The organism is Modestobacter sp. Leaf380 (genome assembly GCF_001424485.1).
Taxonomy (GTDB): Bacteria; Actinomycetota; Actinomycetes; order Mycobacteriales; family Geodermatophilaceae; genus Klenkia.
Genome location: NZ_LMQC01000021.1, coordinates 72579 through 94875 on the forward strand (window position 1 = coordinate 72579; position 22297 = coordinate 94875).

The 22297-nt window shown below is 71.2% G+C and carries 21 protein-coding genes; 18 read left to right on the forward strand and 3 right to left on the reverse strand.

Annotation, left to right across the window (positions count from 1 at the left end; all coding sequences use genetic code 11):
* Nucleotides 1-4: 4 nt before the first annotated feature.
* Nucleotides 5-700 carry a M50 family metallopeptidase gene (locus tag ASG41_RS18325; RefSeq protein ID WP_056298528.1) on the reverse strand — a complete coding sequence of 232 codons (696 nt, stop codon included), beginning with the start codon at nucleotides 698-700 and terminating at the stop codon, nucleotides 5-7.
* A gap of 77 nt (nucleotides 701-777) precedes the next feature.
* On the opposite strand from ASG41_RS18325, the gene ASG41_RS18330 reads away from it, so the two are divergent.
* From ASG41_RS18330 to ASG41_RS18390, 13 genes are all read left to right on the forward strand, one after another.
* Nucleotides 778-1377, forward strand: a complete 600-nt coding sequence (locus tag ASG41_RS18330; RefSeq protein WP_235564905.1) for an antibiotic biosynthesis monooxygenase — start codon at nucleotides 778-780, stop codon at nucleotides 1375-1377.
* A gap of 31 nt (nucleotides 1378-1408) precedes the next feature.
* Nucleotides 1409-1774 carry a Rieske 2Fe-2S domain-containing protein gene (locus ASG41_RS18335; RefSeq protein ID WP_056298531.1) on the forward strand — a complete coding sequence of 122 codons (366 nt, stop codon included), beginning with the start codon at nucleotides 1409-1411 and terminating at the stop codon, nucleotides 1772-1774.
* Nucleotides 1775-1876: 102 nt separating this feature from the next.
* Nucleotides 1877-2572: a hemolysin III family protein gene (locus tag ASG41_RS18340; RefSeq protein ID WP_056298535.1), complete on the forward strand. Its 696-nt coding sequence runs from the start codon at nucleotides 1877-1879 to the stop codon at nucleotides 2570-2572.
* The gene (locus tag ASG41_RS18345; RefSeq protein WP_235564906.1) at nucleotides 2569-3237 is read left to right on the forward strand and encodes a 1-acyl-sn-glycerol-3-phosphate acyltransferase; all 669 of its coding nucleotides are present in this window, start codon (nucleotides 2569-2571) and stop codon (nucleotides 3235-3237) included. Before ASG41_RS18340 ends, ASG41_RS18345 begins: the two co-directional genes overlap by 4 nt.
* 439 nt (nucleotides 3238-3676) lie before the next feature.
* Nucleotides 3677-4237, forward strand: a complete 561-nt coding sequence (locus ASG41_RS18350; RefSeq protein WP_056298537.1) for an isochorismatase family protein — start codon at nucleotides 3677-3679, stop codon at nucleotides 4235-4237.
* 59 nt (nucleotides 4238-4296) lie between these two features.
* Nucleotides 4297-4785 carry a GNAT family N-acetyltransferase gene (locus tag ASG41_RS24020; protein WP_056298539.1) on the forward strand — a complete coding sequence of 163 codons (489 nt, stop codon included), beginning with the start codon at nucleotides 4297-4299 and terminating at the stop codon, nucleotides 4783-4785.
* A 4-nt stretch (nucleotides 4786-4789) separates the two neighbouring features.
* A complete protein-coding gene (locus ASG41_RS18360) occupies nucleotides 4790-5251 on the forward strand; it encodes a tRNA (cytidine(34)-2'-O)-methyltransferase (RefSeq protein ID WP_056298543.1) in 462 nt (153 codons plus the stop codon).
* 18 nt (nucleotides 5252-5269) lie between these two features.
* Nucleotides 5270-6175, forward strand: coding sequence for a 4-hydroxy-tetrahydrodipicolinate synthase (dapA, locus tag ASG41_RS18365; protein WP_056298546.1), 906 nt, complete (start codon nucleotides 5270-5272; stop codon nucleotides 6173-6175).
* A 592-nt stretch (nucleotides 6176-6767) separates the two neighbouring features.
* Nucleotides 6768-7211, forward strand: a complete 444-nt coding sequence (locus tag ASG41_RS18370; protein ID WP_056298548.1) for a hypothetical protein — start codon at nucleotides 6768-6770, stop codon at nucleotides 7209-7211.
* Nucleotides 7212-7302: 91 nt separating this feature from the next.
* Nucleotides 7303-8430, forward strand: a complete 1128-nt coding sequence (locus ASG41_RS18375) for a DNRLRE domain-containing protein (RefSeq protein ID WP_162245583.1) — start codon at nucleotides 7303-7305, stop codon at nucleotides 8428-8430.
* Entirely contained in the window at nucleotides 8427-14987 is a 6561-nt protein-coding gene (locus tag ASG41_RS18380; RefSeq protein ID WP_157519524.1) for an RHS repeat-associated core domain-containing protein, read from the forward strand. The genes ASG41_RS18375 and ASG41_RS18380 overlap by 4 nt, the downstream gene beginning before the upstream one ends.
* 229 nt (nucleotides 14988-15216) lie before the next feature.
* Nucleotides 15217-15474, forward strand: coding sequence for a hypothetical protein (locus ASG41_RS18385; RefSeq protein ID WP_056298556.1), 258 nt, complete (start codon nucleotides 15217-15219; stop codon nucleotides 15472-15474).
* 1103 nt (nucleotides 15475-16577) lie between these two features.
* Nucleotides 16578-16811, forward strand: coding sequence for a hypothetical protein (locus ASG41_RS18390; protein WP_157519525.1), 234 nt, complete (start codon nucleotides 16578-16580; stop codon nucleotides 16809-16811).
* A gap of 55 nt (nucleotides 16812-16866) precedes the next feature.
* Here ASG41_RS18390 and ASG41_RS24910 read toward each other — a convergent pair whose 3' ends face one another.
* Complete coding sequence (locus ASG41_RS24910) at nucleotides 16867-17316, reverse strand: hypothetical protein (protein ID WP_235564907.1); 450 nt, start codon at nucleotides 17314-17316, stop codon at nucleotides 16867-16869.
* 97 nt (nucleotides 17317-17413) lie between these two features.
* Between ASG41_RS24910 and ASG41_RS18400 the strand changes: the two genes are divergently transcribed.
* The 5 genes from ASG41_RS18400 to ASG41_RS18420 all read left to right on the forward strand — a co-directional run bounded on the left by ASG41_RS18400 (nucleotide 17414) and on the right by ASG41_RS18420 (nucleotide 21710).
* On the forward strand, nucleotides 17414-18190 hold the full coding sequence (locus ASG41_RS18400; protein ID WP_056298565.1) for a glycerophosphodiester phosphodiesterase: 777 nt from the start codon (nucleotides 17414-17416) through the stop codon (nucleotides 18188-18190).
* Complete coding sequence (locus tag ASG41_RS18405; protein ID WP_056298568.1) at nucleotides 18187-19122, forward strand: 1-acyl-sn-glycerol-3-phosphate acyltransferase; 936 nt, start codon at nucleotides 18187-18189, stop codon at nucleotides 19120-19122. The genes ASG41_RS18400 and ASG41_RS18405 overlap by 4 nt, the downstream gene beginning before the upstream one ends.
* Nucleotides 19119-20453 (forward strand): MFS transporter, encoded by a 1335-nt coding sequence (locus ASG41_RS18410; protein WP_056298570.1) that lies wholly within the window; start codon nucleotides 19119-19121, stop codon nucleotides 20451-20453. The genes ASG41_RS18405 and ASG41_RS18410 overlap by 4 nt, the downstream gene beginning before the upstream one ends.
* Nucleotides 20450-21190, forward strand: a complete 741-nt coding sequence (locus ASG41_RS18415; RefSeq protein ID WP_056298573.1) for a thymidine kinase — start codon at nucleotides 20450-20452, stop codon at nucleotides 21188-21190. Before ASG41_RS18410 ends, ASG41_RS18415 begins: the two co-directional genes overlap by 4 nt.
* Before the next feature lie 172 nt (nucleotides 21191-21362).
* The gene (locus ASG41_RS18420) at nucleotides 21363-21710 is read left to right on the forward strand and encodes an RNA polymerase-binding protein RbpA (protein ID WP_056298576.1); all 348 of its coding nucleotides are present in this window, start codon (nucleotides 21363-21365) and stop codon (nucleotides 21708-21710) included.
* A 66-nt stretch (nucleotides 21711-21776) separates the two neighbouring features.
* On the opposite strand, the gene ASG41_RS18425 is transcribed toward ASG41_RS18420, so the two are convergent.
* Entirely contained in the window at nucleotides 21777-22295 is a 519-nt protein-coding gene (locus ASG41_RS18425; protein ID WP_056298580.1) for an FxsA family protein, read from the reverse strand.
* Nucleotides 22296-22297: the final 2 nt, after the last annotated feature.

Consider the following 22297-nt stretch of genomic DNA (forward strand, 5'->3'; position numbering starts at 1 on the left):
GGCCTCAGCGCACCAGCCACCAGGTGCCCAGCGCCAGCGCCCCGACGTCGACCAGCAGGAAGACCCCGACCCACACCAGGCCGGGGAGCCCGGTGAGCCGGGCCAGCTGGTCGGCGTCGGAGTCCGGTGCTGCCCGGCGTCGTCGCTTGGCCTGCAGCTCCCACACCGTGCGCGGCGCGGCCAGCAGCAGGAACCACACGACGACGTGGGCGAACCCGGACTGCCAGGTCACCGGCAGCCACCAGGTCGCGGCGAAGACCAGGGCCCCGGTGGCCAGCACCGACCACAGCCCGAAGAGGTTGCGGATCTGCAGCAGCAGGAGCGCCAGCAGGACCAGCAGCGCCCACAGCAGGCCGATCGCGTGACCCGAGGCCAGCAGCGCGGCCGCACCCAGCCCGATCAGACCGGGCCCGACGTAACCGGCGGCCGCCGTCACCACCATGCCCGGGCCCGTCGGGCGTCCGGCGGAGACGGTGACGCCGGAGGTGTCCGAGTGCAGCCGGATCCCGGCCAGCCGCCGTCCCGTCAGCAGCGCGGCCACGCCGTGCGCGCCCTCGTGGGCGATCGTCACGGCGTTGCGGCTGGTCCGCCAGAGGTCCCGCTGGCCGACCAGCACCAGCGCCACGGCCGCGCTGACCAGCAGCGCCCAGGCCGGCAGCGGGGGAGAGGTGGCGCTCACGCGGTCCCATGTCTCGCTCATCGGGGCCAGCCGACCACAGTCCGCTGTGTGCGCGACGTGACACGCACGGGACACGATCACCGGGGACCCTGGAGGGCGTGACAGCGCCCGCCACCGGCACCCTGCCGGTCACCGTCTCCTTCACCCGGCGGGCCGACCCCGCGCACGCCGCGGAGATGACCGCCTGGATCCGGTCCGGGCTCACGCTGGCCGAGTCCGCGCCGGGCTTCCTGGGCGGTGGCTGGGTGCGCCCGCGCGGCGGCTCGGACGAGTGGCACATGCTGGCCCGCTTCGACTCACCCGCGACGCTCACCGCCTGGGAGGCCAGCCCCGAGCGGTCCTGGTGGCTGGGCGCCGCCCAGGGGCTGGCCCAGGTCACCCGCACCGAGAAGCGCACCGGCATCGAGGGCTGGTTCGACCCGCCGGAGAGCACCGAGGCCGTCGACCACACCCCGCCCCCCGCCGGTCCGCCGCCGCGCTGGAAGCAGGCCACCACCATCTGGCTGGTCTTCTTCCCGCTCAACCTGCTCGCGACGGTCACCCTGGGTGCGCTGCTGGCCGACGTGTTCGTCGTCTGGCGGGTGGCGGTCGTGACACTGACCCTCACCCCGCTGATGACCTACCTGCTGCTGCCCTGGATCACCCGCCGCCTCGAGTGGTGGTTGCAGGGCCGCAGTTGGCGGCACCGGCGCGGCTGAGCCCCCGTCCCGCCGGGGTAGGGGCCCGGGCATGACCTCACGTGAGCAGCACCGGATCCCCGCCGCCGACCTCCCGCCCGGCGCCGTCCGCCGGGCCGGGCCCTGGGCCGTCGCCAACCGGGACGGCGACCTCGTCGCCACCTCCCGCCGCTGCCGGCACCAGCTCGCCGACCTGTCCGAGGGCACGGTGGACGCCGACGGCTGCCTGGTCTGCCCCTGGCACCAGGCCCGCTACGACCTGGACTCCGGCGCGATGGTCGAGGGTCCCCGCGGGTTCCTGGGCTGGCACGGCCCCACCCCCGGGTACACCGGGCTGATCCGGCTGCTCGGGAAGGTCCTGCCGCTGCGGGTGCGCCGCGCCGTCCGCCGTGGGGACGACGTCGTCGTCGAGGGCTGACCCGCACCGGCCCCCGCCGGGACCTCACCCCGGCGTGGGGTGCGGCCGTCGGGCAGACTGGCGGGCACCGCTCGAACCACCGGGCGGCCCGAGGAGGCACGCGTGACCGCCCCGCCGATCGACCCGCAGGCAGCCCTGCTCTACGACGCCCAGCGGCAGACGCACTACGTCAAGCCGCAGTGGCGGGGGTGGCTGCACCTGGTCTGGTTCGAGCTGTCCCTGGTGTTCGGGGTGCTGCTCGTCGTCGCCGCCCGCGGACCGGTCGAGACCGTCGCCGCGGTGGTCTACGTGGTGGGGGTGAGCGGCCTGTTCGGCACCAGCGCGCTGTACCACCGGGGCAGCTGGTCGGTGCGGGCCAACCGCCGGCTGCAGCGGCTGGACCACACCATGATCGTCACGCTGGTCGCCGGCACCGCCACCCCCGTTGCGCTGCTCGCCGTCCGGGGCACCGCGGGGTACCTGCTGCTGGGCCTGGTGTGGGGCTGTGCGCTGGCCGCCCTCGCGCTGCACCTGGTCTTCATGGACGTTCCCGAGCTGCTGATGGGCGGGGTCTTCGTCGGCCTGGGCGTGCTCTCCGCGCTGGGCCTGCCGGCGCTGTGGGACACCGCCGGGCACGCCGCCGGCTGGCTCGTCCTCGGCGGGGGAGCGGTCTACATCGCCGGGGCGGTGGGCTACCACCTGCGCCGCCCCGACCCCCGCCCGCTGGTCTTCGGCTACCACGAGGTGTTCCACGCCGCGGTCTGCGTCGCGGCCACCATGCACTTCGCCGCCGTCGCGATCCTGCTGGCCAGCCGGTGAGCGTCCCCTGGGTGTACCGCCTGGTCATGGTCGCCAGCACCCCCGCGGTGCGCTGGTGGGGCCGGCTGGACGTGCGCGGCCTGGAGCACCTGCCGGCCGAGGGGCCGGTGGTCGTGATGCCCAACCACGACAGCGCGTGGGACCCGGTCGTCGTCGGCATCGCCGCACTGCGCCGGCGGCACCTGCGGGCACTGGCCAAGGACTCGCTGTGGAAGAACCCGGCCATCGCCTGGGTCCTGGACCGGATGGGCCAGATCCCGGTCGCCCGCGGCACCGGCGACACCGGCGCGCTCGCCGCCGCCGAGCAGGTGCTGCGCGAGGGCGGGGCGTTGGGCGTCTTCCCCGAGGGCACGGTGTCACGCGGGCGCACCATGCCGGTGCGCAGCGGGGCTGGCCGGCTCGTGCTCGCCGTCCCCGGGACGGTCGTCGTCGGCTGTCGGATCACCGGGGTCACCGACATCGTGCGGGTGCCCCGACGGCCGCGGATCACCGTGGAGTTCCTGCCGCCCACCACGGTCGTCGAGGGCGAGAGCGCGGCCGAGCTGGGGCGCCGGGTGATGACCGAGGTGCGCACGGGTGCCCCGCCGCAGATCCCGGGTCGGGCCAAGGCGCAGGTGGCGTTCCGGGAGCTGGTGGCCCGGCACGACGCCGAGCGGTCGGCCTGAGCGGTCGGCCCGAGCGTTCGGTTCGAGGCGTCAGACGAAGCAGCGGGACGCCGAGCAGGACCACGACGGCGACCGCGACCGGCCAGCGGCCCGGCCGGCCGCGGCGCAGCTGCGAGTGCCCCAGCCCGAGGGCGGCCAGCAGCGCCAGGGCGACGGCGTCCGCGGTCCAGGTGCCGGGGTCACCGACGTGCCGGTGGTTCCAGACCATCGCGGCGCCCACCAGCAGCCCGCCGGCGGCGAGTGCGGCCTGACCGGCGCGGTCGAGCCGACCGGGCCAGCTGCGGTGGAGGGCCGGGGTGCTGACGGGCTGCGTGGTCACCGGACCAGGCTGGGTGGCCGCGGCCGCCGGTCCCAGGGGAGGACTGCTCACCGGGCCCGTCCTGTCGGTGGTCGGCGCTACGGTCGCCGCACCTGACGGCCCCGCGCTGAGGAGATCGTGATGACGACGCTGCCCGACAGACCCCGGACCGCCCTCGTGGTGGTCGACGTGCAGAACGGCGTCGTCGCCGGCGCCCCACGGCGGGACGAGGTGGTCGCGGCGATCGGCGGGCTCGTGGACGCCGCGCGCGCCGCCGACGTCCCGGTGGTCTGGGTGCAGCACTCCGCCGAGGACCTGCCGGTCGGCAGCCCGCAGTGGGAGTACGTGCCCGAGCTGCAGCGCCGGGACGCCGAGGCGCTGGTCGCCAAGACCCACGGCGACTCCTTCGAGGACACCGACCTGGAGACCGTGCTGGCCCAGGCCCGGGTGGGTCACCTGGTGGTTGCCGGCGCCCAGTCCGACGCTTGCATCCGCTCCACCATCCACGGCGCCTTCACCCGCGGGTACGACGTCACGCTGGTCGGCGACGCGCACACCACCGAGGACCTCACCGCCCACGGGGCGCCGCCACCGGAGCAGGTCGTCGCGCACACCAACCTGTACTGGGGCTTCCAGACCGCCCCCGGCCGGACCGCGGCCGTGCTGCCCGCCGCCGACATCGCCTTCGCAGGTCGGTCCTGAGCGCCCCGGGCGACCTGGTCGTACGGCCCCGCCGGGAGACCGACCTGGACCCGCTGCTGGTGATCCTGACCCGCAGCCACCGGCTGCACCGGTACCCGGTGCGGGCCTCCGTCGTCCGGGCGGACTGGCTGGCTGCTCCCACCGAACTCGCCGGCGCCGTCGCCGAGTCCGCCGGCCGGGTGGTCGGGCACGTCGCCCTGCACCCGGCGGCCGGGCCGGACGGCGACGAGGGGGAGTGGACGGCGGCCCGGGGCTGGTCGGCAGCCACCGGGGTGCCGCCCGAGCGGCTGGCCGTGGTGTCCCGGCTGGTCACCGACGGCTCCGTGCGCGGCGCCGGCCGGGCGCTGCTGGAGCACGCGGTGGCCACGGCCGTCGCGGCCGACCGGGCCCCGGTGCTGCTGGTCGAACCGGACGCGGCCGCCCGGGGCTTCTACCTCCGGCGCGGGTGGCGGGAGACCGGGACGGCGCGCCAGCAGTGGGGTGACCACGTGGTCGACGCGGTGCTGATGGTCTACGACGACCCGGTCACCCGCGGCCAGGCAGACTGACCCGGTGTTCCGCATCGCCTTCCACGAACCGCGGATCCCGCCGAACACCGGTAACGCCATCCGGCTGGTCGCGGCCACCGGCGCGCAGCTGCACCTGATCGGCCCGCTGGGCTTCGACCTGTCCGACGCCAAGCTGCGCCGGGCCGGGCTGGACTACCACGACCTGGCCTCGGTGACGGTGCACGAGGGCCTGGCTGCCTTCCTCGACGCGGTGCCCGGTGCCAGGGTGTTCGCCTTCACCACCGGTGCGACCGTCCGGCACACCGACGTGGTCTACGAGCCCGGCGACGTGCTGCTCTTCGGTCCCGAGCCCACCGGCCTGGAGGAGGCAGTGCTGTCCCACCCCCGGGTGACCGACCGGGTCCGGCTGCCGATGCTGGCCGGGAGGCGGTCGCTGAACCTGTCCAACGCCGCGGCCGTCGCCGCCTACGAGGCCTGGCGCCAGCACGACTTCGCCGGCAGCTGAGCCAGCTAGATTGCCGCCGTGGAGAACCCGCCCCGCTTCGGCCGCCTGCTCACCGCCATCGCCACGGCCTTCGACGCCGACGGCGGCGTCGACCTCGCGGCGACGGTGGCGATCGCCGAGCACGTGGTGGCCACCGGCAGCGACGGCGTCGTCGTCTCCGGCACGACGGGGGAGGCGCCCACGACCACGGTGCCCGAGGACGGCGAGATCCTGGCCGCGGTGCGGGCGGCCGTGGGGGACCGGGCCGCGGTCGTCGCCGGGGTGGGCACCAACAGCACGGCGCACTCGGTGGAGATCGCCGGCCAGGCCGCCGACATCGGCGCCGACGGGCTGCTGGTCGTGACGCCGTACTACAACAAGCCCAGCCAGAAGGGCGTGCTCGAGCACTTCCGCACGGTCGCCTCGGTCAGCGACATCCCGGTCATGCTCTACGACGTGCCCGGGCGCACCGGGTCGTCGATCGCGCTGGACACCTACCGCGCGGCCCGGGAGATCCCGTCCGTGGTCGCCGTCAAGGACGCCACCGGCAACCCGGCGCACGCGGCCCGGCTGGTCGACCTGGGCTACGAGGTCTACTGCGGGGACGACGCCCTGACGCTGGGCTACCTGGCCTACGGCGCCGTGGGTTCGGTGAGCGTCGTCGCACACGCCGCCGGCCGCGAGCTGCGCGCGATGATCGAGGCGTTCCTGGCCGGTGACCACGCCAGGGCGCTGGCGCTGCACACCCGCCTGCTGCCGGCCTTCGACGCGGTGATGGGCGTGCCCAACTACGGCGCCACGACGGCCAAGGCGGCGCTGGAGCTGCTCGGGGTGCTGGGGGACCGTCGGGTCCGGCAGCCCCTGGTCGAGCTCGACGACGACGAGGTCGCCGACCTGCGGGCCGGGCTGGTCGCCGCCGGGCTGCTGGCAGACGCCCGGGTCTGACTCCGCCCGGGTGGGTGAGCTCAGACGAGCTTTGATCGACGGCAGCGCGCGGTCGTGGTCACCCGGGTCACCTCTGCTGTTCGGAGAAGGCTTGCCCTCTCGCGGGTCCATGAGCTCATCGGAGCAGGTCCCGGCGACCGGCGAGTACCACTCACGCGACGTGTGACCCCCGTCAGGACGACTACTGCTGTTGCGGACCTGCCTCGGCCAGGGTGGCGAAAAGCGGACACCCTGATCATCGATGTCGCGACGGCGACGGCGACGGCGACGGCGACGGCGACGAGATGGTGTCCGCCCCAGCCGCCACGTGTGCTGTGTGCGCGGTCCGTGCATCGACCCTGGTCAACGGGCCGCTGTGGCTCCGACTCATGAGCGGGCGACGTGATCAACTCGTTGGCGAGGTCACGTTTGAATCCCTTGTGGAGTGATCCGGTCTCTGATTAGTTGTGCCGCGACCGCCGCTGTCCCTGGCGCTCACCCTGTTGCACCCCAGCTGTCTGCTGGGCTTGGCGCTCGTCTGGTGAGGTCTGCGGTGGAGAGTCGTTACGCGTTCCAACCTGTGCGTCGGTGGCCGTTCAGTCCCCCGTGGGGTGTGGCCATCGCCGCTGCGGTCATCGCCGGGGTGTTCGTGCCCGGCCAGTCGGCGTTGGCGGCCCCTGACGCGCCTGTGGTTGAGGTGCCGCCTGCTGAGCGTGGTGTGGATGGCTTGGAGGCGCCGGATTCGGCGTCGGCGCAGACGATCGCGCGGCTGGTGGGGGAGCGGGTCGAGGTGATCGGGGAGCGCACGGGGAACTCCTCGACCTGGGCGCTACCTGACGGCACGTTCAGTGTGGGGGTGGCCGCTGGCCCCATCTGGGTGCGGCAGCCGACGGGTGACGGCACGGTGTCTCAGGACTGGGCGCCCGTTGATCTGACGCTGGCGGTGACGCCCGAGGGCGCGGTGGCACCGGTGTCTTTCCCGGGTGAGCTGACGCTGGCTGGGGGCGGCGCGGCACCGGCATCCGGCCAGTTGGTCGCCCTGGCCGGGGGGGGTTGACGGCCAGGAAGTGGCGGTCAGCTGGACGGAGACGCTGCCTGTCCCGGAGCTCGATGGGCCGCGGGCGACTTACCGGGGCGTTCAGCCTGGTGTGGATCTGGTCGTGCAGGTGACCCGTACCGGGTTCGAGCAGTTCTACGTGCTTACCGAGCGGCCAGCCTCCGACGACCTGCCTGAGCTGACGCTCGAGGTGACTGCCGAGGGCCTGGCGGTGACTGCTGATGCCGAGAGCGGAGTGGCCTTTACCGCCCCCGATGGTTCCAGTGTCGCCTCCACCAGCACCCCTACCGCGTGGGACGCCCAGGTGGACGGGGAGCGGCTGCACCCGATCACGGAGCCGTTCCAGGACAACGTCCCCGAGGACGCTGTCCTGAGTTCGGGGATCGCGCCGCCACCGATAGAGACTGTTCCCTCCGACCAGGTCGGGCCGGTCGCCGACTCGGAGCCGGTTCCGGATCTGGACGATCCGGCGGCCAGCACCGCCCCGGCAGACGCAGGCCAAGCAGAGGACGAAGAGGCTTCCTCGTCCGGGGGGAGCACGGCGCTGCCGTTGCCGGAGTCGCTGACGGGTGCAGCGGGGTCCGCCGTGGTCTACGACCTCACCCCGGATGCGGAGTTACTGCTGGACCCGGCGACTGACTACCCGGTCGTTGTCGACCCCGAGGTCAACGCCGGTGAGATCTTCGCCAGCTTCGACACCTTCGTGCAGCACGGCTTCGCCACCGACCAGTCCGGGAGCACGGAGCTGCGGCTGGGGACCTACAACGGCGGCACGAACGTCGCCCGCTCGTTCATGAACTTCGATCTGAGCTTCTTGTCGACCCGGATCGTCCACCGTGCCGACCTGTGGATGTGGGGGGCTTACGCGGCGACATGCGCGGCCCGGGAGTGGCAGGTGTGGGAGACCTACCCGGCCAACACCGGGACCCGCATCAACAACCAGCCGGGCTGGGTGCGGCAGTGGAGCTCCTCCACGCTCACGGCCGGCTACAACGGCACCTGCGGCAGCAGGTGGTTGAACGCCGATGTCACCAGCCTGATCCGGATGTGGGCCGACACCGGGGCCAACGGTGGCACGGTTGGGTTGAAGGCCGGGAACGAGACCGACAACACGGCGTGGAAGAAGTTCAACTCCTCGGGGCCGGCGGCGGTCTCCCGCACATCTACGTCGAGTACTCCAACCGGTCGGCGGCAACCGAGATCGGCGTGGCGCCCATGAACCTCGAGGCCGGGGCCTGGACCAACAACCCCACGCCAATGCTGTCGGCGCGGGTGTACGACAACGACGGCCAGGCGAACATCCGGTTTGCTGTCGTCCGCAGCAGCGACGGCGCCCAGGTGTGGACCAAGACCCTCAACGGCATCCCCACCGGCACTGTCGCCACAACGGTCGTCGACCCTGGCCCGCTGCAGCACGGGTCGACCTACCGGGTCAGTGCGACAGCGTTCGACACTGTCAACACCTCGGCCACGATCTGGAGTGGTGACTTCACCATCGACCAGGTCGCGCCGGCCGCGCCACGGGTCACCTCGGTGACCTATCCCAGCGACGGCACCTGGCACGGGGCGGAGAACCAGGCCGGCGCCTTCGACCTGACCTTGCCCACCGCTGACAGCACCATGTTGGGGTACGAGTGGGGACTTGACGCCCCGCCCACCACCAGGGCCAACGCCAACGGCAACACCACGGTCACCGTCACCCCGCCCACCAACGGTGTCCATGTGTTGCAGGTGCGGTCCATCGACCGGGCAGGCAACCGCTCAGGACTCGTCAACTACGTCTTCAACGTGGGTCGGGCTGGGGTCGTCTCCCCTGTCGAGGGTGCTCAGGTCGTTCGGAAGGTGCGACTCACCGCGGCCGGGGAACCGGTGTTCACCCACGTGCAGTTCCTCTGGCGCCGGGGCCCCGATGCCACCGACAACCACCCGATCAGCCTGCCGGCGCTGACTCGCCCCAACGGGGCGCCGCTCACCACGGCCTGGACACCCGTGGCAGATGTCGCCGACTACGCCACGTGGGATGCCAGCCTGACTCTGGGTGATGTGCCCGGCCCGGTCCAGGTGTCCGCGCGCATGGCCACCGACGCCAACGGCACGAACGCCTATCAAACCGCGTGGGTCGGTCTGACAGTCAGCCCCGATGCCGCCTACGCCGCCACCGACTCCGTGGGCCCGGGCACGGTCAACCTGCTGACCGGGGACTACACGCTGGCCGCGACCGATGTCGATGAATTCGGACTCGCGCTGGGCCGCACCGCGTCCTCCCGTGACCCGCACTCGGGCCTGGAGCTTCAGCCCGAGGTGCTCTCGGAAGCCACCCAGGCGATCGCTGAGGTCACCCAGTTCACCGGTACGGCGGTGTCGGTGCAGAAGGCCGCCAACCGCTGGCATCGTGGCAACAACTCACTGCTGCTGACCGCCGCCGGCACCTCAGCCGACAGCTACGCCACCGTCGCCACCCCGCTGCCGCTGCGGCGGGGGGCAACGTACCGGGTATCGGGGTGGGTCTTCGTGCCGGCGGCGACCGGCCTGGTGACCGACGCGTCGTCAGCCGCGCAACGGCTGAACGTCCGCTACCAGGCCGTCGGCGGCAACGTCGTCACAGCAACGTCGACCCGTGCGGTGGTGGCCGAGTCCTGGCAGCAGATCACCATGGACGTCACCATCCCGTCCGACGCAGCGTCCAATGGTGTCCTGCGGCTGTACAACGGGTCGGGCACGGCAGGAGCCCAGGTGTTCTACGACGATCTGAGCGTCCGGGAAGTCTGGGCCCCACTGGGACCGCAGTGGTCCCTGGGCACCGCTGACGGATCCTCCGGCACCGCCTACAGCCACATCTCCCAGCCCTATCCCGAGGTGGCCGCACTCCACCTGTCCGGGGGAGGGGAGATCTGGTTCACCGAAGGCGCCGACGGCAAGTGGTGGCCCGAACCCGGTGGCGAAGGGGTGACCCTGACTCGCACCGGTGAGGGCCAGTGGCGACTGACCGAACTCGACGGCACCGTGTCGACCTTCGCGATCGGGGTCACCAACATCCTGCAGCCGGGCCAGCAACTGGGCAGCGAGCAGCAAGTCATCTCCACCAACGGCGCATACAAGTTCAAGATGCAGTCCGACGGCAACCTCGTCCTGTACAAGATCGAACTCGCCACCGGCGCGCACACCCCGATCTGGGCCTTGAACTTCCAGGGCGTCACACCGGTCCCCGACTCCCGCGCCGTCATGCAGACCGACGGCAACTTCGTCGTCTACAGCCCGTCCAACACCCCAGTCTGGGACGTCAGGGCCTACGGCGGGGTCTACGCCGGAGCGCGACTGGTCGTGCAGAACGACGGCAACGTCGTCATCTACCGCCCTGACAACCTCGTCACCTGGAACAGCCAGACACACCAGGGCCCCCACCCCACGGGGGACACCATCGCCCGGTTGGTGTCGACCTCGCCGCCGGCGGCGTCGGGGCAGTCACGCCTGGTGTACGAGAACGTCAACGGCCGCCTCCGCCTGGCCCGCGTCATCGCCCCCATCCAGACCGGCGTCGACAACTGGCCGACCAACACGACCGCCTGCACCGGCGTCACCCCCGTGATCGGCTGCCAGGTCCAAGAACTCGTCTACGCGACAGGAACCCCAGGCTCCACCGCCGGCCCCAGCTTCGGGAACTACGCCGACCGGCTGATCGAGGTCCGCTTGTGGTCCTCGGTCCCGGGGGAGACCGTCACCACAGCTGTCTCGGCTGTTCGGTACAGCTACGACGACCGGGGCATGCTGCGCGAGGTCTGGGACCCCCGCATCAGCCCAGCGCTGAAAACCACATACACCTACGACGGTGATGGCCGGGTCCTCACCGTGACCGGAGCGGCCGAGCTGCCGTGGCGGTTCACCTACGGCACCGGCGGCGCCAACTCCTCCATCGGCAACGGCGACCGCATCGACCGTTCCTCTGGGCGGCTGCTGTCGGTCACCCGCGCCTCGCTGCAGCCAGGCTCCCTGACCGCAACCGGCCCGGACACCACCTCCACCGTCGTCTACAACGTGCCCCTGGACCGGGCCGCGGGCGGCCCGTACGACCTGAACCCCGCTGCATTGGCCACCTGGGCGCAAACCCGCGGACCCACCGACGCCACCGCGATCTTCGGACCTGAGAACGTCCCCACGGTCACCACCGCCACCTCGAGCGCTCCCGGTTCCAACGGTTACCGGCCGGCCACCGTGCACTACCTCGATGCCTCCGGCCGTGAGGTGAACACCGCTACACCCACCGGCACCGACGCCCCAGCGGCGGGGTTCGTCGACACCGCCGAGTACGACCGCTTCGGCAACGTCGTCCGCACCCTGGATGCCACCAACCGCCTGCTGGCGCTGGGGCAGATGCCCTCGGCCACGGCGGATCTGGCGGCGTTGAACCTGACCAACGCCGACACGGCCACCCGATCCCTGGCCCTGTCCAGCCTGAGCGCCTACAGCCCCGACGGGTTGGACCTCGTCCGCACTCGCGGGCCGCTGCTGCGCGTAGCGATCGGCAACAACCCCGCCGACGTCCGGCTGGCCCATGCGTTCACCGCGAATGTCTACGACGAGGGCAAGCCCGACGGTCTGGCTTACCACCTGCTGACCACCGGTACCGAAGGCGTGGTGCTGCCAGCCGCGGATTGGCGGGCCGGTGCGCAGGCTGATCTCACCTCGGGCGGGCAGCTCATCGATGTCGAGGTCACCGTCAACGGCTACGACCCGATCGACGGCGCGTCACCGATCGGCCCGACGTCGGGCTGGAAGATCGGCTCGCCCACGGTCGTGACCGGAGACGCCGGCGCCGGCGGGGTGAACCTGGTGTCCCGGGTCCGCTACAACGTCCAGGGTCGGGCAGTGGAGTCCCGCAAGGTCGGCTCCACCGGCTCAGACGCCGGCACGGTGCGGTCGGTGTTCTACACCGCCGGAGCCAACCCCGACCGGAGCGAGTGCGGCAACAACGCCCACTACGCCGGGCTGCCGTGCGTCAACTACAACGCTGGCCCGACGACCGGCTCGGACACAGCCAGGATGGCCACCGGCCTCCCGGTGCGCACTGTGTCGGCATACAACCGGTACGGCTCGATCGCCACGGTCACCGAGACCGCGACAGGGCCGCTGGCCGGTACCACGGTCACCCAGTCCCGGACCACGACGACCACTTACGACGAGGCCGACCGCGTCACCTCGGTGGCCATCACCGCCGCCGGAGCAGGGGTGACCCCCAGTGCGCTGCCGAAGACGACCACGACGTACGACCCGGCCTCAGGTGACGTCACCGCGGTGTCCACCGTGGACGCAGGCGGCATCGTGCTCGCCCGTACGGCGAAGGTGTTCGATGCCCTGGGGCGGATGACCTCCTACACCGATGCCGCCGGTGGGGTCACCACCACCACCTTCGACCGGTACGGCAAACCCGTCACCGTCGCCGACTCCACCGGCGCTTCCACCACCTTCACCTACGACCGCACCGCTGAACCCCGCGGCTACGTCACCTCCGTCGCAGACTCTGTCGGCGGCACGATCTCAGCGACCTACGGCCCAGACGGGCAGGTCCTCACACAGTCCCTGCCCGGTGGGGTGCAGCTGCGGATCGCCTACGACGCCGGCCGCACCCCCATCTCGCGCACCTACGTGCGTACCTCGGACCAGGCGGTCATTGCAGCCTCAGCGGTGGTGGAGAACGGCAGCGGCCAGTTCGTCACCCACACCACCCCGGCCTCGGCCAAGACCTACGCCTACGACCGACTTGGCCGCCTGACCAACGTCACTGACCTCACCGCAGGAATCGCCTCCTGCACTTCCCGGGCCTACACCTACGGCGACCGCGCCGAACGGCTCTCGCGGTCGGTGAACCGGTCTGCGAACTCCACCTGCCCGACAGCCACCGGCACCGGATCTACGTCGACCTCATACAGCTATGACTCCGGTGACCGACTGGTGTCGGACTCCGCGACGGGGGCGGCGGGCTGGGTGTACGACCCGCTGGGCCGCATCGTGGATGCCCCGGTGGCCTCCAACCCCGGCGCGCGGGTGCAGAACGCCTACTGGGTCAACGACCTGATCGCCTCCCAGACCATCGCCAACGTCGCCCGGCAGACGTGGACGCTGGACCCGCTGCAGCGGTTCAGCGAGTTCACGTCCGAGACGTGGATGAACAACGCTTGGCAGCAGGCGGTCACGAAGGTCAACCATTACGACTCCGACTCCGACTCCCCGGCGTGGATCTCCGAGGACAAGTCCCTGCCGAATGAGATCACCCGATACGTCGACGGCCTGGATGGATCTCTGGCCATGCAGACGGGCAAGGCCGGCGCCCGGGTGCTGCAGCTGATCGACCTGCAGGGCAGCGTCATGACCACGCTGCCTATCGCCGACGGAGCATCGGCCGCCACCTGGGCGGGCATCCGGCACCAGACCGCCGATGAGTACGGCACCCCCACAGACCTCACCACCGGCCGCGCCCGTACCTCCACCGGAGCCTCGCCCAACAAGAACAACCGGTACGGCTGGCTCGGTGGCGCTCAACGCTCCACCCAAGCCCTAGCCGGCGTCACTCTCATGGGCGTTCGCCTTTACGACCCCAACACCGGACGCTTCTGGTCCACCGACCCGGTCCCCGGCGGCAACGCCACCACCTACGACTACTGCTCCGGCGATCCCGTCAACTGCACCGACCTCGACGGCAAATGGGGATGGGGCTGGGTCAAAAAGGCCGTCAAGATCGCCGCCAAGGTTGGTGAGATCGCCTCAAACATCCCCGGGCCGATCGGCGCCGCGGCCGCAGGCGTATCCGCCGTCGCATACGCGGCCCAAGGTAATAAGTCCAAAGCCGTCGAAATGGGAATCACTGCGGCAGCAGCGATGATTCCGGGCGGGGGGGCCATCGTTAGAGCCGGAGCGCGGGCGCTTCGAGCGGCTGGCAGTGTGTCTGCGCGGGCAGGACGAGCTGCTGTGCAGGCCGTGCGGTGTAACAGTTTTACTCCGGAAACCAGAGTTGTCCTCGCTGACGGTTCATTGATGCCAATCTCGTCACTGACTGCAGGCGTCGAGGTGCGTAGCGTCGACCCCGTATCCGGCGAAACGACGATCCAGCCCGTCCTGAACGTGATTACGGGGCTTGGGGTGAAGCACCTCGTCACAATCTTCACCGAACTGGTGAATGGCGCTGGTGGCTTGCGGCATGAGGAGTATGCCGATCGTGGGCCGGGGAGGGTTTCCTGGACGGCGACCGCGAATCACCCAGTCTGGGCCGAGGGTCGTGACTGGATTGACGCTGTGGACCTTGAGCCCGGTGACCTCACAGCGGCGGTAGATGGACATCGTCAACGTGTCACGGCGGTCATCGACCACGGATACGTTGTTGATCAACAAGTGTTCAATCTGACGATTGCAAACACGCACACTTTCCTGGTTGACCCTGACGGGCACAGTGCGGTTGTCGTTCATAACGCCAGCTGTCCCGTGGGCGGCGTCTACGCACTGACGGATAGGGCCGGTCAGGTCGTTCGGACAGGACGGACAAACAATCTTGCTCGCCGGCAAGCCGAGCATGCCCGAGAGTTTCAAGGCGCCAACTTCCGAATCTTGGCGGTTACGCAAAAGCGGTCAGAACAGCGCGGATTGGAGCAGTTGGCGCACAATCAGTTCAGGCCAAGGTTGAATCGAGTCGAGCCGATCAGTGCGCGCGTCCTTAGGACGACCCGTGGGGCTGGATACATGACGGCCGGGAGGGCATACTTGCAACGGCATGGGCAAAGCCGGTGGTGAGCCCGGTCTCCACGCAATTGAGTGCTCCACATACGGAAGGTGTCATCTTATGGAGTATCCATTTCAGCCAAGGTCGACATCTAAAATTCTCGCTGGCGACTTCTGGGCGATACCTTTACGTAGGGGCGGGTGGAGTGCCTGCGGCCTGGTCCTGGCAACGTACGAGACGTCCAAGGTAATAATCCTTGCTGGTCTTATGGACTGGTGCGAGCCGAACCCTCCATCGCGGATGAACTTGCAGGGTGGGCGCATACTTGAGTACGCCGACATGCACGTGAAGGCAATTCAACTGACTGGTGGTGAAATCCTGGGCAACGCGCGAGACGTTGTCGACCGTGAAGTGCACGACTTGTTCATCTCTGCCAAGAACATGAACCGGGGTACCTGGGGCTACTTGGAGATCGAGGCCCGCGCCCACGACCATTATGGACGACATTTTGGATTCGCCGAGGGCGTCGCTGTCGAGCGCCCTGCAGGCTTGCCATGACTACCGTTGACACAACCGCAAGAACCGAATCTGCACACCCAATGCTTAGTGTCATCATCGGCTACGCGCCGAAGCATGTCTCAGGACCCGAGTCGGTCAGGGGCGTTGAGAAACCTGTGTGATCGTGGAGTCAGTGTGTGGCCGCGTGGGAAACGCGACCAAGAAGGCGTTACATGGGGTTCGACGAAATGGGTCGGTTTTGCAGGTTTAGCCAGCACATCGGCTTGTCCTCGGAAGTCTGTAGCTACCGCCGATAAGCTAGATTCTGTTAAATGGACAGGAATGCACCTTCCCACTCTCCAACCGGGGGAGTGGTGAACCTTGCTCGGGGCTCGGCCGATATCGAGACCGCAGGCAGGCTTGGCTTACCTGAGTGGGACAGTAGTCGGCAGCGCAACGCCCTGTGTGGGGAAAGGTCATTCGCCGATCTTCCTAGGACTCCGGGGCCAGACATTCGACGATCGGCTAGCAGAACATGTAGGTGTTGAAGGAGTGCAGGTCGGCAGCGACTGCCTGTGGGGGGACCTGTGGCGGACGGACGTTTCGGCCGACTGTGAGACTAGTCAATTGGGCGAGTCCGGAGGAGCCCCAGAGCAGCGACCTGACATAATGTCGATTATCGGCGTGACAGGTGGAGGGCCGGGAGGGGTGGCCCACCCGACGTCTGGGTGCTCCGACGGACCGTGACGTCGTCGCCCGCCGACTGCGCGTCGGTGCTCGCTCGTCGGTGCTCGCTCGTCGGCGGTCAGCTCGCTGGCGGGCCAGCTTGCGCCCGGTCCGTCGAGTTCGGTCGTCCCGGTGGTGTCCGTCCCCGTGTGCGGCGCCCCTGCGGCTCTGCGCCTGCGCCGTCGACCGCCGCGGGCGTCGACCGTCGATCACGATCGCCCACCGTGCCCGGCGTCGTCGGCCGTCGACCTCAGGCCTCACCGGTGCCAGACCTTCTACGCCGGGCCCCACCGAGCCCCCGGTGGGCGACGCCGCGTCCGGGCGCCACTCCCCTCGGTCCACCGGGACCGACCACATAAGGTCACAGTGACGAATACAGGTGACGGCAGGTGGGTGTCGAGGGCGCGACCGACGGGCGGGTCGCCTACGCTCACAGCATGCAGATCCGCCGTCCCGTCGTCTCCGTCCTCGCCGCCCTGGCGCTCTTCGGCGGCGGCGCCGCCCTCACCGGGTGCAGCGACACCGAGGGTCTGGGGCAGCGCTCCGGCACGCCCAAGGACGGTGCCAGCAACCTGTCCGGCAACGACCCGACCAGCGTCGAGCAGGGGTCGGTCTACAACCACGGCAACGAGAACCCGGACTCGGGCGACGTCCCCTCCGACCCGGACTGACCTGCCCCTCGACCTGGTTGCGTCACGCTGACGCAACCAGGTCGACCAGCGACTCTCAGCCGGCGTTCTTGCCCGACAGCCACAACCGGTCCAGGCGCCCGGTGGAGCGGATCAGCTCCGACAGTGCCTTCTCCAGCTCGGCCTTCGTGGGCTTCTCGGTCATCAGGGTCTGCACGTCCTCGAGGGCACAGCGCAGCTGGAACAGCCGGTCCTGGAGCCCGTCGAGCTCGGTCCGGGTCACCAGCACGACATCGGGCGACAGGCCGGCCTTCGCGGTCGCGGACCGCTGCTCGTAGGCGCGCTGGCGGCAGGCCTGGCCGCAGTACAGCCGAGGCCGCCCCACGGACTCCTGGGCAGGCAGGACGCTGCGGCACCAGCCGCACCGGCGTTCCTCGACCTCGGCCGGCGCGCGCCGGCGGGAGCGGCGCACCCGGACGGTCGACGTCGGGTCCGCCACGGACTCCGCGGACGCCGTCCCCGGCACCGCCAGCTGCTCTGCCACCACGTCGCAGACCGTAGACGGATCATCACCCGGAGCTGCCGGGACACGCCCGGGGACCCCCGGCAGGCATGGGCTCCACGGGCCGTCCTAGCGTGTCGCCGTGCCCGGCTCGCGCTTCGCCTACCTCGACGCGCCGACGCCTCTGGCGATCGCCCACCGCGGCGGGGCCATCGAGCACGTCGAGAACACCCAGCCGGCCTTCGAGGCTGCGGTGGCCCTGGGCTACCGGTACCTGGAGACCGACGTCCGGGCCACCGCCGACGGCGTCCTGGTCGCCTTCCACGACCCCACGCTGGACCGGGTCACCGACCACACCGGCCGGATCGACGCCCTGCCCTGGAGTGAGGTGTCCACCGCGCTGATCGGCGGCCGGGACCCGATCGTGCCGCTGGAGGACCTGCTCACCGCCTGGCCCGACGTCCGGTTCAACATCGACGTCAAGGCCGCCGGCGTGCTGGCCCCGCTGGCCCGGCTGATCCGGCGCACCGGGGTGCTGGACCGGATCTGCCTGGCCTCCTTCTCCGACGCCCGCGTCGCGGCCGCCCGCCGGCTGCTCGGCCCGGACCTGTGCACCTCGCTGGGGCCCAAGGGCGTCGCCGCGCTCCGGCTGTCCTCCTACTCCCCGCGTGCCGCCGGGCTGGTCCGCATCCAGGCCGGCTGCGCGCAGGTCCCGTTGCACCTGGGCGGTCGGCCCCTGGTCGACGAGCGGTTCATCGCCGCCGCACACGAGCGCAGCCTGCAGGTGCACGTGTGGACCGTGGACGACCCGGCCGAGGTGGACCGGGTGCTGGACCTGGGGGTCGACGGCGTGATGACCGACCGGCCCAGCATGCTGCGCGAGGTGCTCACCCGCCGGGGCGCCTGGAGCGCGACGTGAGCCTCCGGGACCGGCTGCTGGCCTGGCGTCCCACGCCACCCCCGCTGCCCGCCGAGCTCGCCGACCAGGTGGCCGACTCCGACCCGGACTGGTTCGCCCGCGAGCTGGCCATCGCCGCCGCACCGCCGTGGTGGGGGTGGCGGGCGCTGCTGCGCACCGTCTCCCCCGCGGTGTCGCTGTTCGGCCGGGTCGTCGTCACCGGGGAGATCCCGCCCGAGCTGCGGGACGGGCCGTTGATCCTGGCCGGGAACCACATCGGGGACTACGACTCCTTCGTCATCGGCGCCGCCTTCCACCGGTTGGGCGTTGCCCCGCGGTTCATGGCCACCGGCGGCATCATCGGCGCCCCCCTCGTGGGCGCGGTGCTGGAGCGGTCCGGCGGGGTCCGGGTCGAGCGGGGCACCGACGTCGCCGCGCACGCCCTGCGCGTCGTCCGGGTGGCCCTGGACCATGGTGGCCACATGGCCGTGTACCCCGAGGGCCGGGTCGGGCTGGCCCCCGACGGGTGGCCCGAGAAGGGCCGCACCGGTCTGGCCCGGCTGGCCCTGGAGACCCGGGTGCCGGTGCTCCCCATCAGCCAGTGGGGAGCCCACGAGGTCCTGCAGTACGCCAACGACTGGGGCAAGCTGCGCACCCTGGCCCGGGCGCTGTGGCGCCAGCCGGCCCTCCGGGTGCACGTCGGACCGCCCGTGCCGCTGGAGGACCTGGAGGCTGGTCGGGTCGGTGACGCGCACCGGGCCCGGATGCGGATCACCGCGGCGATCACCCGGGGGCTGGTGCCGCTGCGCGCCGGCGAGCCCACCGACCGGATCGCCTTCGGAGACCCCACCCGGCCGACCACGGCCGTCGCCGCCTACCCGGGAGGACGCGTGCCCGTCGACGTGCCCGGTGCTGGACCCGCCCCGTCCCCGCCTGACACCCTGCGGCCGTGACCCACGCCCCCAGCGCGCCCCCGGTCGACCGCGCCCTGCGGCGCGAGCGCACCGGCTGGTACTCCTACGACTGGGCGATGTCGGTGTTCAACACCAGCGTCACCACCGTCTTCCTCGGGCCCTACCTGACCTCGGTGGCCCGCGACGCGGCCGGCCCGGACGGCGAGCTGGGCTTCCTGGGCATCGACCCGGGCAGCTGGTTCTCCTTCGTGCTGTCGTTCTCCGTCGTCGTCCAGGTCGTCGTCCTGCCGGTCACCGGGGCGATCGCCGACCGCACCGGACGGCGGCGCGAGCTGCTCGGCGGGTTCGCCGCGCTGGGCGCGCTGTCCTGCACGGGCCTGTTCTTCGTCTCCGACGGCCGCTACCTGCTGGGCGCGGGGCTCTTCGTGCTGGCCAACATCAGCTTCGGGGCCGCCACCGTCGTCTACTACGCCTGGCTGCCCGACCTGGCTGCACCCGACGAGCGGGACAGGGTCTCCAGCCGGGGCTGGGCGGTCGGCTACGTCGGCGGCGCCCTGTTGCTGGCCGTGCACCTGGTGCTCTACGTCTCCCGGGACTCCCTGGGTCTCACCGAGGGCGAGGCGGTGCGGATCTGCCTGGCCACCGCGGGGCTGTGGTGGGGCACCTTCACCGTGTTCACGGTGTCCCGGCTCCGCAACCGGCCGGTGGCCGCGGGCGTGGGCCGGACCGGGAGCGGGTTCAAGCAGCTGGCCACCACGCTCAGGGAGATGCGGGCCTTCCCGCTCACGCTGTGGTTCCTGGGCGCCTACCTGCTCTTCAACGACGGCGTGCAGACCGTCATCTCGTTGTCGGCGCTCTACGCCACCGAGGAGCTGGGCCTGGACCAGTCGGTGCTCACCGGCGCGATCCTGATGGTCCAGGTGGTCGCCATCGCGGGCGCCCTGGGCCTGGGCCGGGTCGCGGCCCGCTACGGCGCCAAGCGCACCGTGCTGGGCTGCCTGGTCGCCTGGACCCTGGTGCTGGTCGCGGCCTTCACCCTGCAGGAGGGCGCCGCCGCCCAGTTCTACGCCCTGGCCGCGGTCATCGGGCTCGTGCAGGGCGGCACCCAGGCGCTGTCCCGCTCGCTGTTCAGCCACCTCATCCCGCTGGGCAAGGAGGCCGAGTACTACGGCTTCTACGAGATCAGCGACCGCGGCACCAGCTGGCTGGGCCCGCTGGCGTTCGGTCTGACCTACCAGCTCACCGGCTCCTACCGGCTGGCCATCATCAGCCTCGTCGTCTTCTTCGTCGCGGGCTTCGTGCTGCTGGCCCGGCTGCCGATGCGCCGGGCCGTCCTCGAGGCCGGCAACACCCCTCCGGAGCGTCTGTGACCCCCTCTCCCCTGCCGCCGTTCGTCCCCGTCGCCGGCGACCGCCGACGGCACGCCGCCCCGGCGCACCTGACCTTCTTCCACGGCCCGATGGACTGTGGGAAGTCCACCCTGGCCCTGCAGGTCGACCACAACCAGAGCCGGCAGGGCCGGCACGGCCTGCGGCTGACCCAGGGCGACCGGTCCGCCGCCCCGCAGATCAGCAGCCGGGTCGGGCTGTCCCGCGAGGCCGTCGAGCTCGATCCCGACGTCGACGTCCGGCTGCTGGTGCGCGGGCGCTGGGCCGACGGGCACCGGGTCGACTACGTCATCGTCGACGAGGCCCAGTTCCTCACCGGCCGGCAGGTCGAGCAGCTGGCCGAGCTCGTCGACGAGTCGCACGTCGACGTCTACGCCTTCGGGCTGACCACCGACTTCCGCGCCCAGCTGTTCACCGGCACGCGGCGCCTGTTCGAGCTCGCCGACGACGTCCAGCGGATCCAGGTCGAGGTGCTGTGCTGGTGCGGCCTGCCCGGGCTGCTCAACGCCCGGGTCGTCGACGGCGCGATGGTGCGTGAGGGCGAGACGGTCGTCGTCGCCGACACCGTGGCCGCCCCCACCGCGGGGGACGACGTGAGGTACCAGGTGCTGTGCCGCCGACACCACGTCCGCGGGCAGCTCGGCCCGACCCCGACCGGTCCCGGACAGCTCACCCTGTCCGGGGAGAGGGTGGCTGACCACGAGGTGTCCGTGCGATGATGGGCGACTGACGAGACGGAATCTCCGTCCGACTTCCGTCGTTGGTCCTCCTGACTCCCCCGGACGACACCGCCGCACCGATGACCTCGGTCGCGCGTGCAGTGGTCACCGGGTGGGCAGACACCGTGGGACCACGTCACGGACCGACACGAGCACGAGAGGACGGTGTGCCATGGGCGAGCGTTCCCTGCGCGGCAGCCGACTGGGCAGCGTCAGCTACGAGACCGAGCGCAACACGGCGCCGATCGAGCGGCAGTACGCCGAGTACCGGTGCCCCCAGAACCACGTCGTGACGGTGCCGTTCGCCGACGACGCCGAGCTCCCCGACACCTGGGAGTGCAAGTACGACGGCGCGCCCGCCAAGCTGGTGGGCGGCGCGGAGCCGGCCCCCAAGAAGGTCAAGCCCCCGCGCACGCACTGGGACATGCTGCTGGAGCGTCGCAGCGTCGACGACCTCGAGGAGGTCCTGGCCGAGCGCCTCGACGTCCTCAAGAGCCGCCGCACCCGCGTCCCCAGCTGAGCGACAGCTGACAGCAGAACGGCCCCGGTCCACCAGGACCGGGGCCGTTCTGCGTCCGGGCCGGGCTCAGCGCTCGGGGCTCGGCTCCCCCACGACGCTGCCCTCGACGACGCTGCCCTCGATGACGGCCGGGCCGCGGGTGCTGGTCGTGCGGTGCGGGCCGTCGGTGGTGAACTCCGCCGTCCGGGTGCTGCGGACGTGCACCGGGCCGCGGGCGCGGTCGGGCAGCCGGTTCAGCACGGCGCGGGCGATCAGCGCGCGGGGCAGCCTGCGGGTGCCCGGCAGCAGGCACAGCAGGCCCAGCAGGTCGCCGATGAAGCCGGGCAGGACCATCAGCAGGCCGCCGGCGGCGATCAGGCCGGCGTCCCCGAGGACGGTGCCCGGGGCGCGGTGCTCCTGGGCGCGCAGGCGCAGCTCGGCGAGGGTCTTGGTGCCCTGCCGGGCCAGCAGGACCCAGCCCAGCGCGCTGGTGGCCAGGGTGGCCAGGATGGTCCAGCCCACCCCGATCCACGCGGCGACGGCGATGAAGACCAGGACCTCGGCCAGTGCGCCCAGGCCCAGTGCGGTGCGCAGTCGGCTGCTCATGT

Coding starts and splice junctions, on each gene's coding strand:
- ASG41_RS18350 (WP_056298537.1), top strand. CDS start 3,677: ATGACGACGCTGCCCGACAGACCCCGGACCGCCCTCGTGGTGGTCGAC.
- ASG41_RS18420 (WP_056298576.1), top strand. CDS start 21,363: ATGGGCGAGCGTTCCCTGCGCGGCAGCCGACTGGGCAGCGTCAGCTAC.
- ASG41_RS18385 (WP_056298556.1), top strand. CDS start 15,217: ATGAACTTGCAGGGTGGGCGCATACTTGAGTACGCCGACATGCACGTG.
- ASG41_RS18335 (WP_056298531.1), top strand. CDS start 1,409: ATGACCTCACGTGAGCAGCACCGGATCCCCGCCGCCGACCTCCCGCCC.
- ASG41_RS18390 (WP_157519525.1), top strand. CDS start 16,578: ATGCAGATCCGCCGTCCCGTCGTCTCCGTCCTCGCCGCCCTGGCGCTC.
- ASG41_RS18325 (WP_056298528.1), bottom strand. CDS start 700: ATGAGCGAGACATGGGACCGCGTGAGCGCCACCTCTCCCCCGCTGCCG.
- ASG41_RS18425 (WP_056298580.1), bottom strand. CDS start 22,295: ATGAGCAGCCGACTGCGCACCGCACTGGGCCTGGGCGCACTGGCCGAG.
- ASG41_RS18380 (WP_157519524.1), top strand. CDS start 8,427: ATGAACCTCGAGGCCGGGGCCTGGACCAACAACCCCACGCCAATGCTG.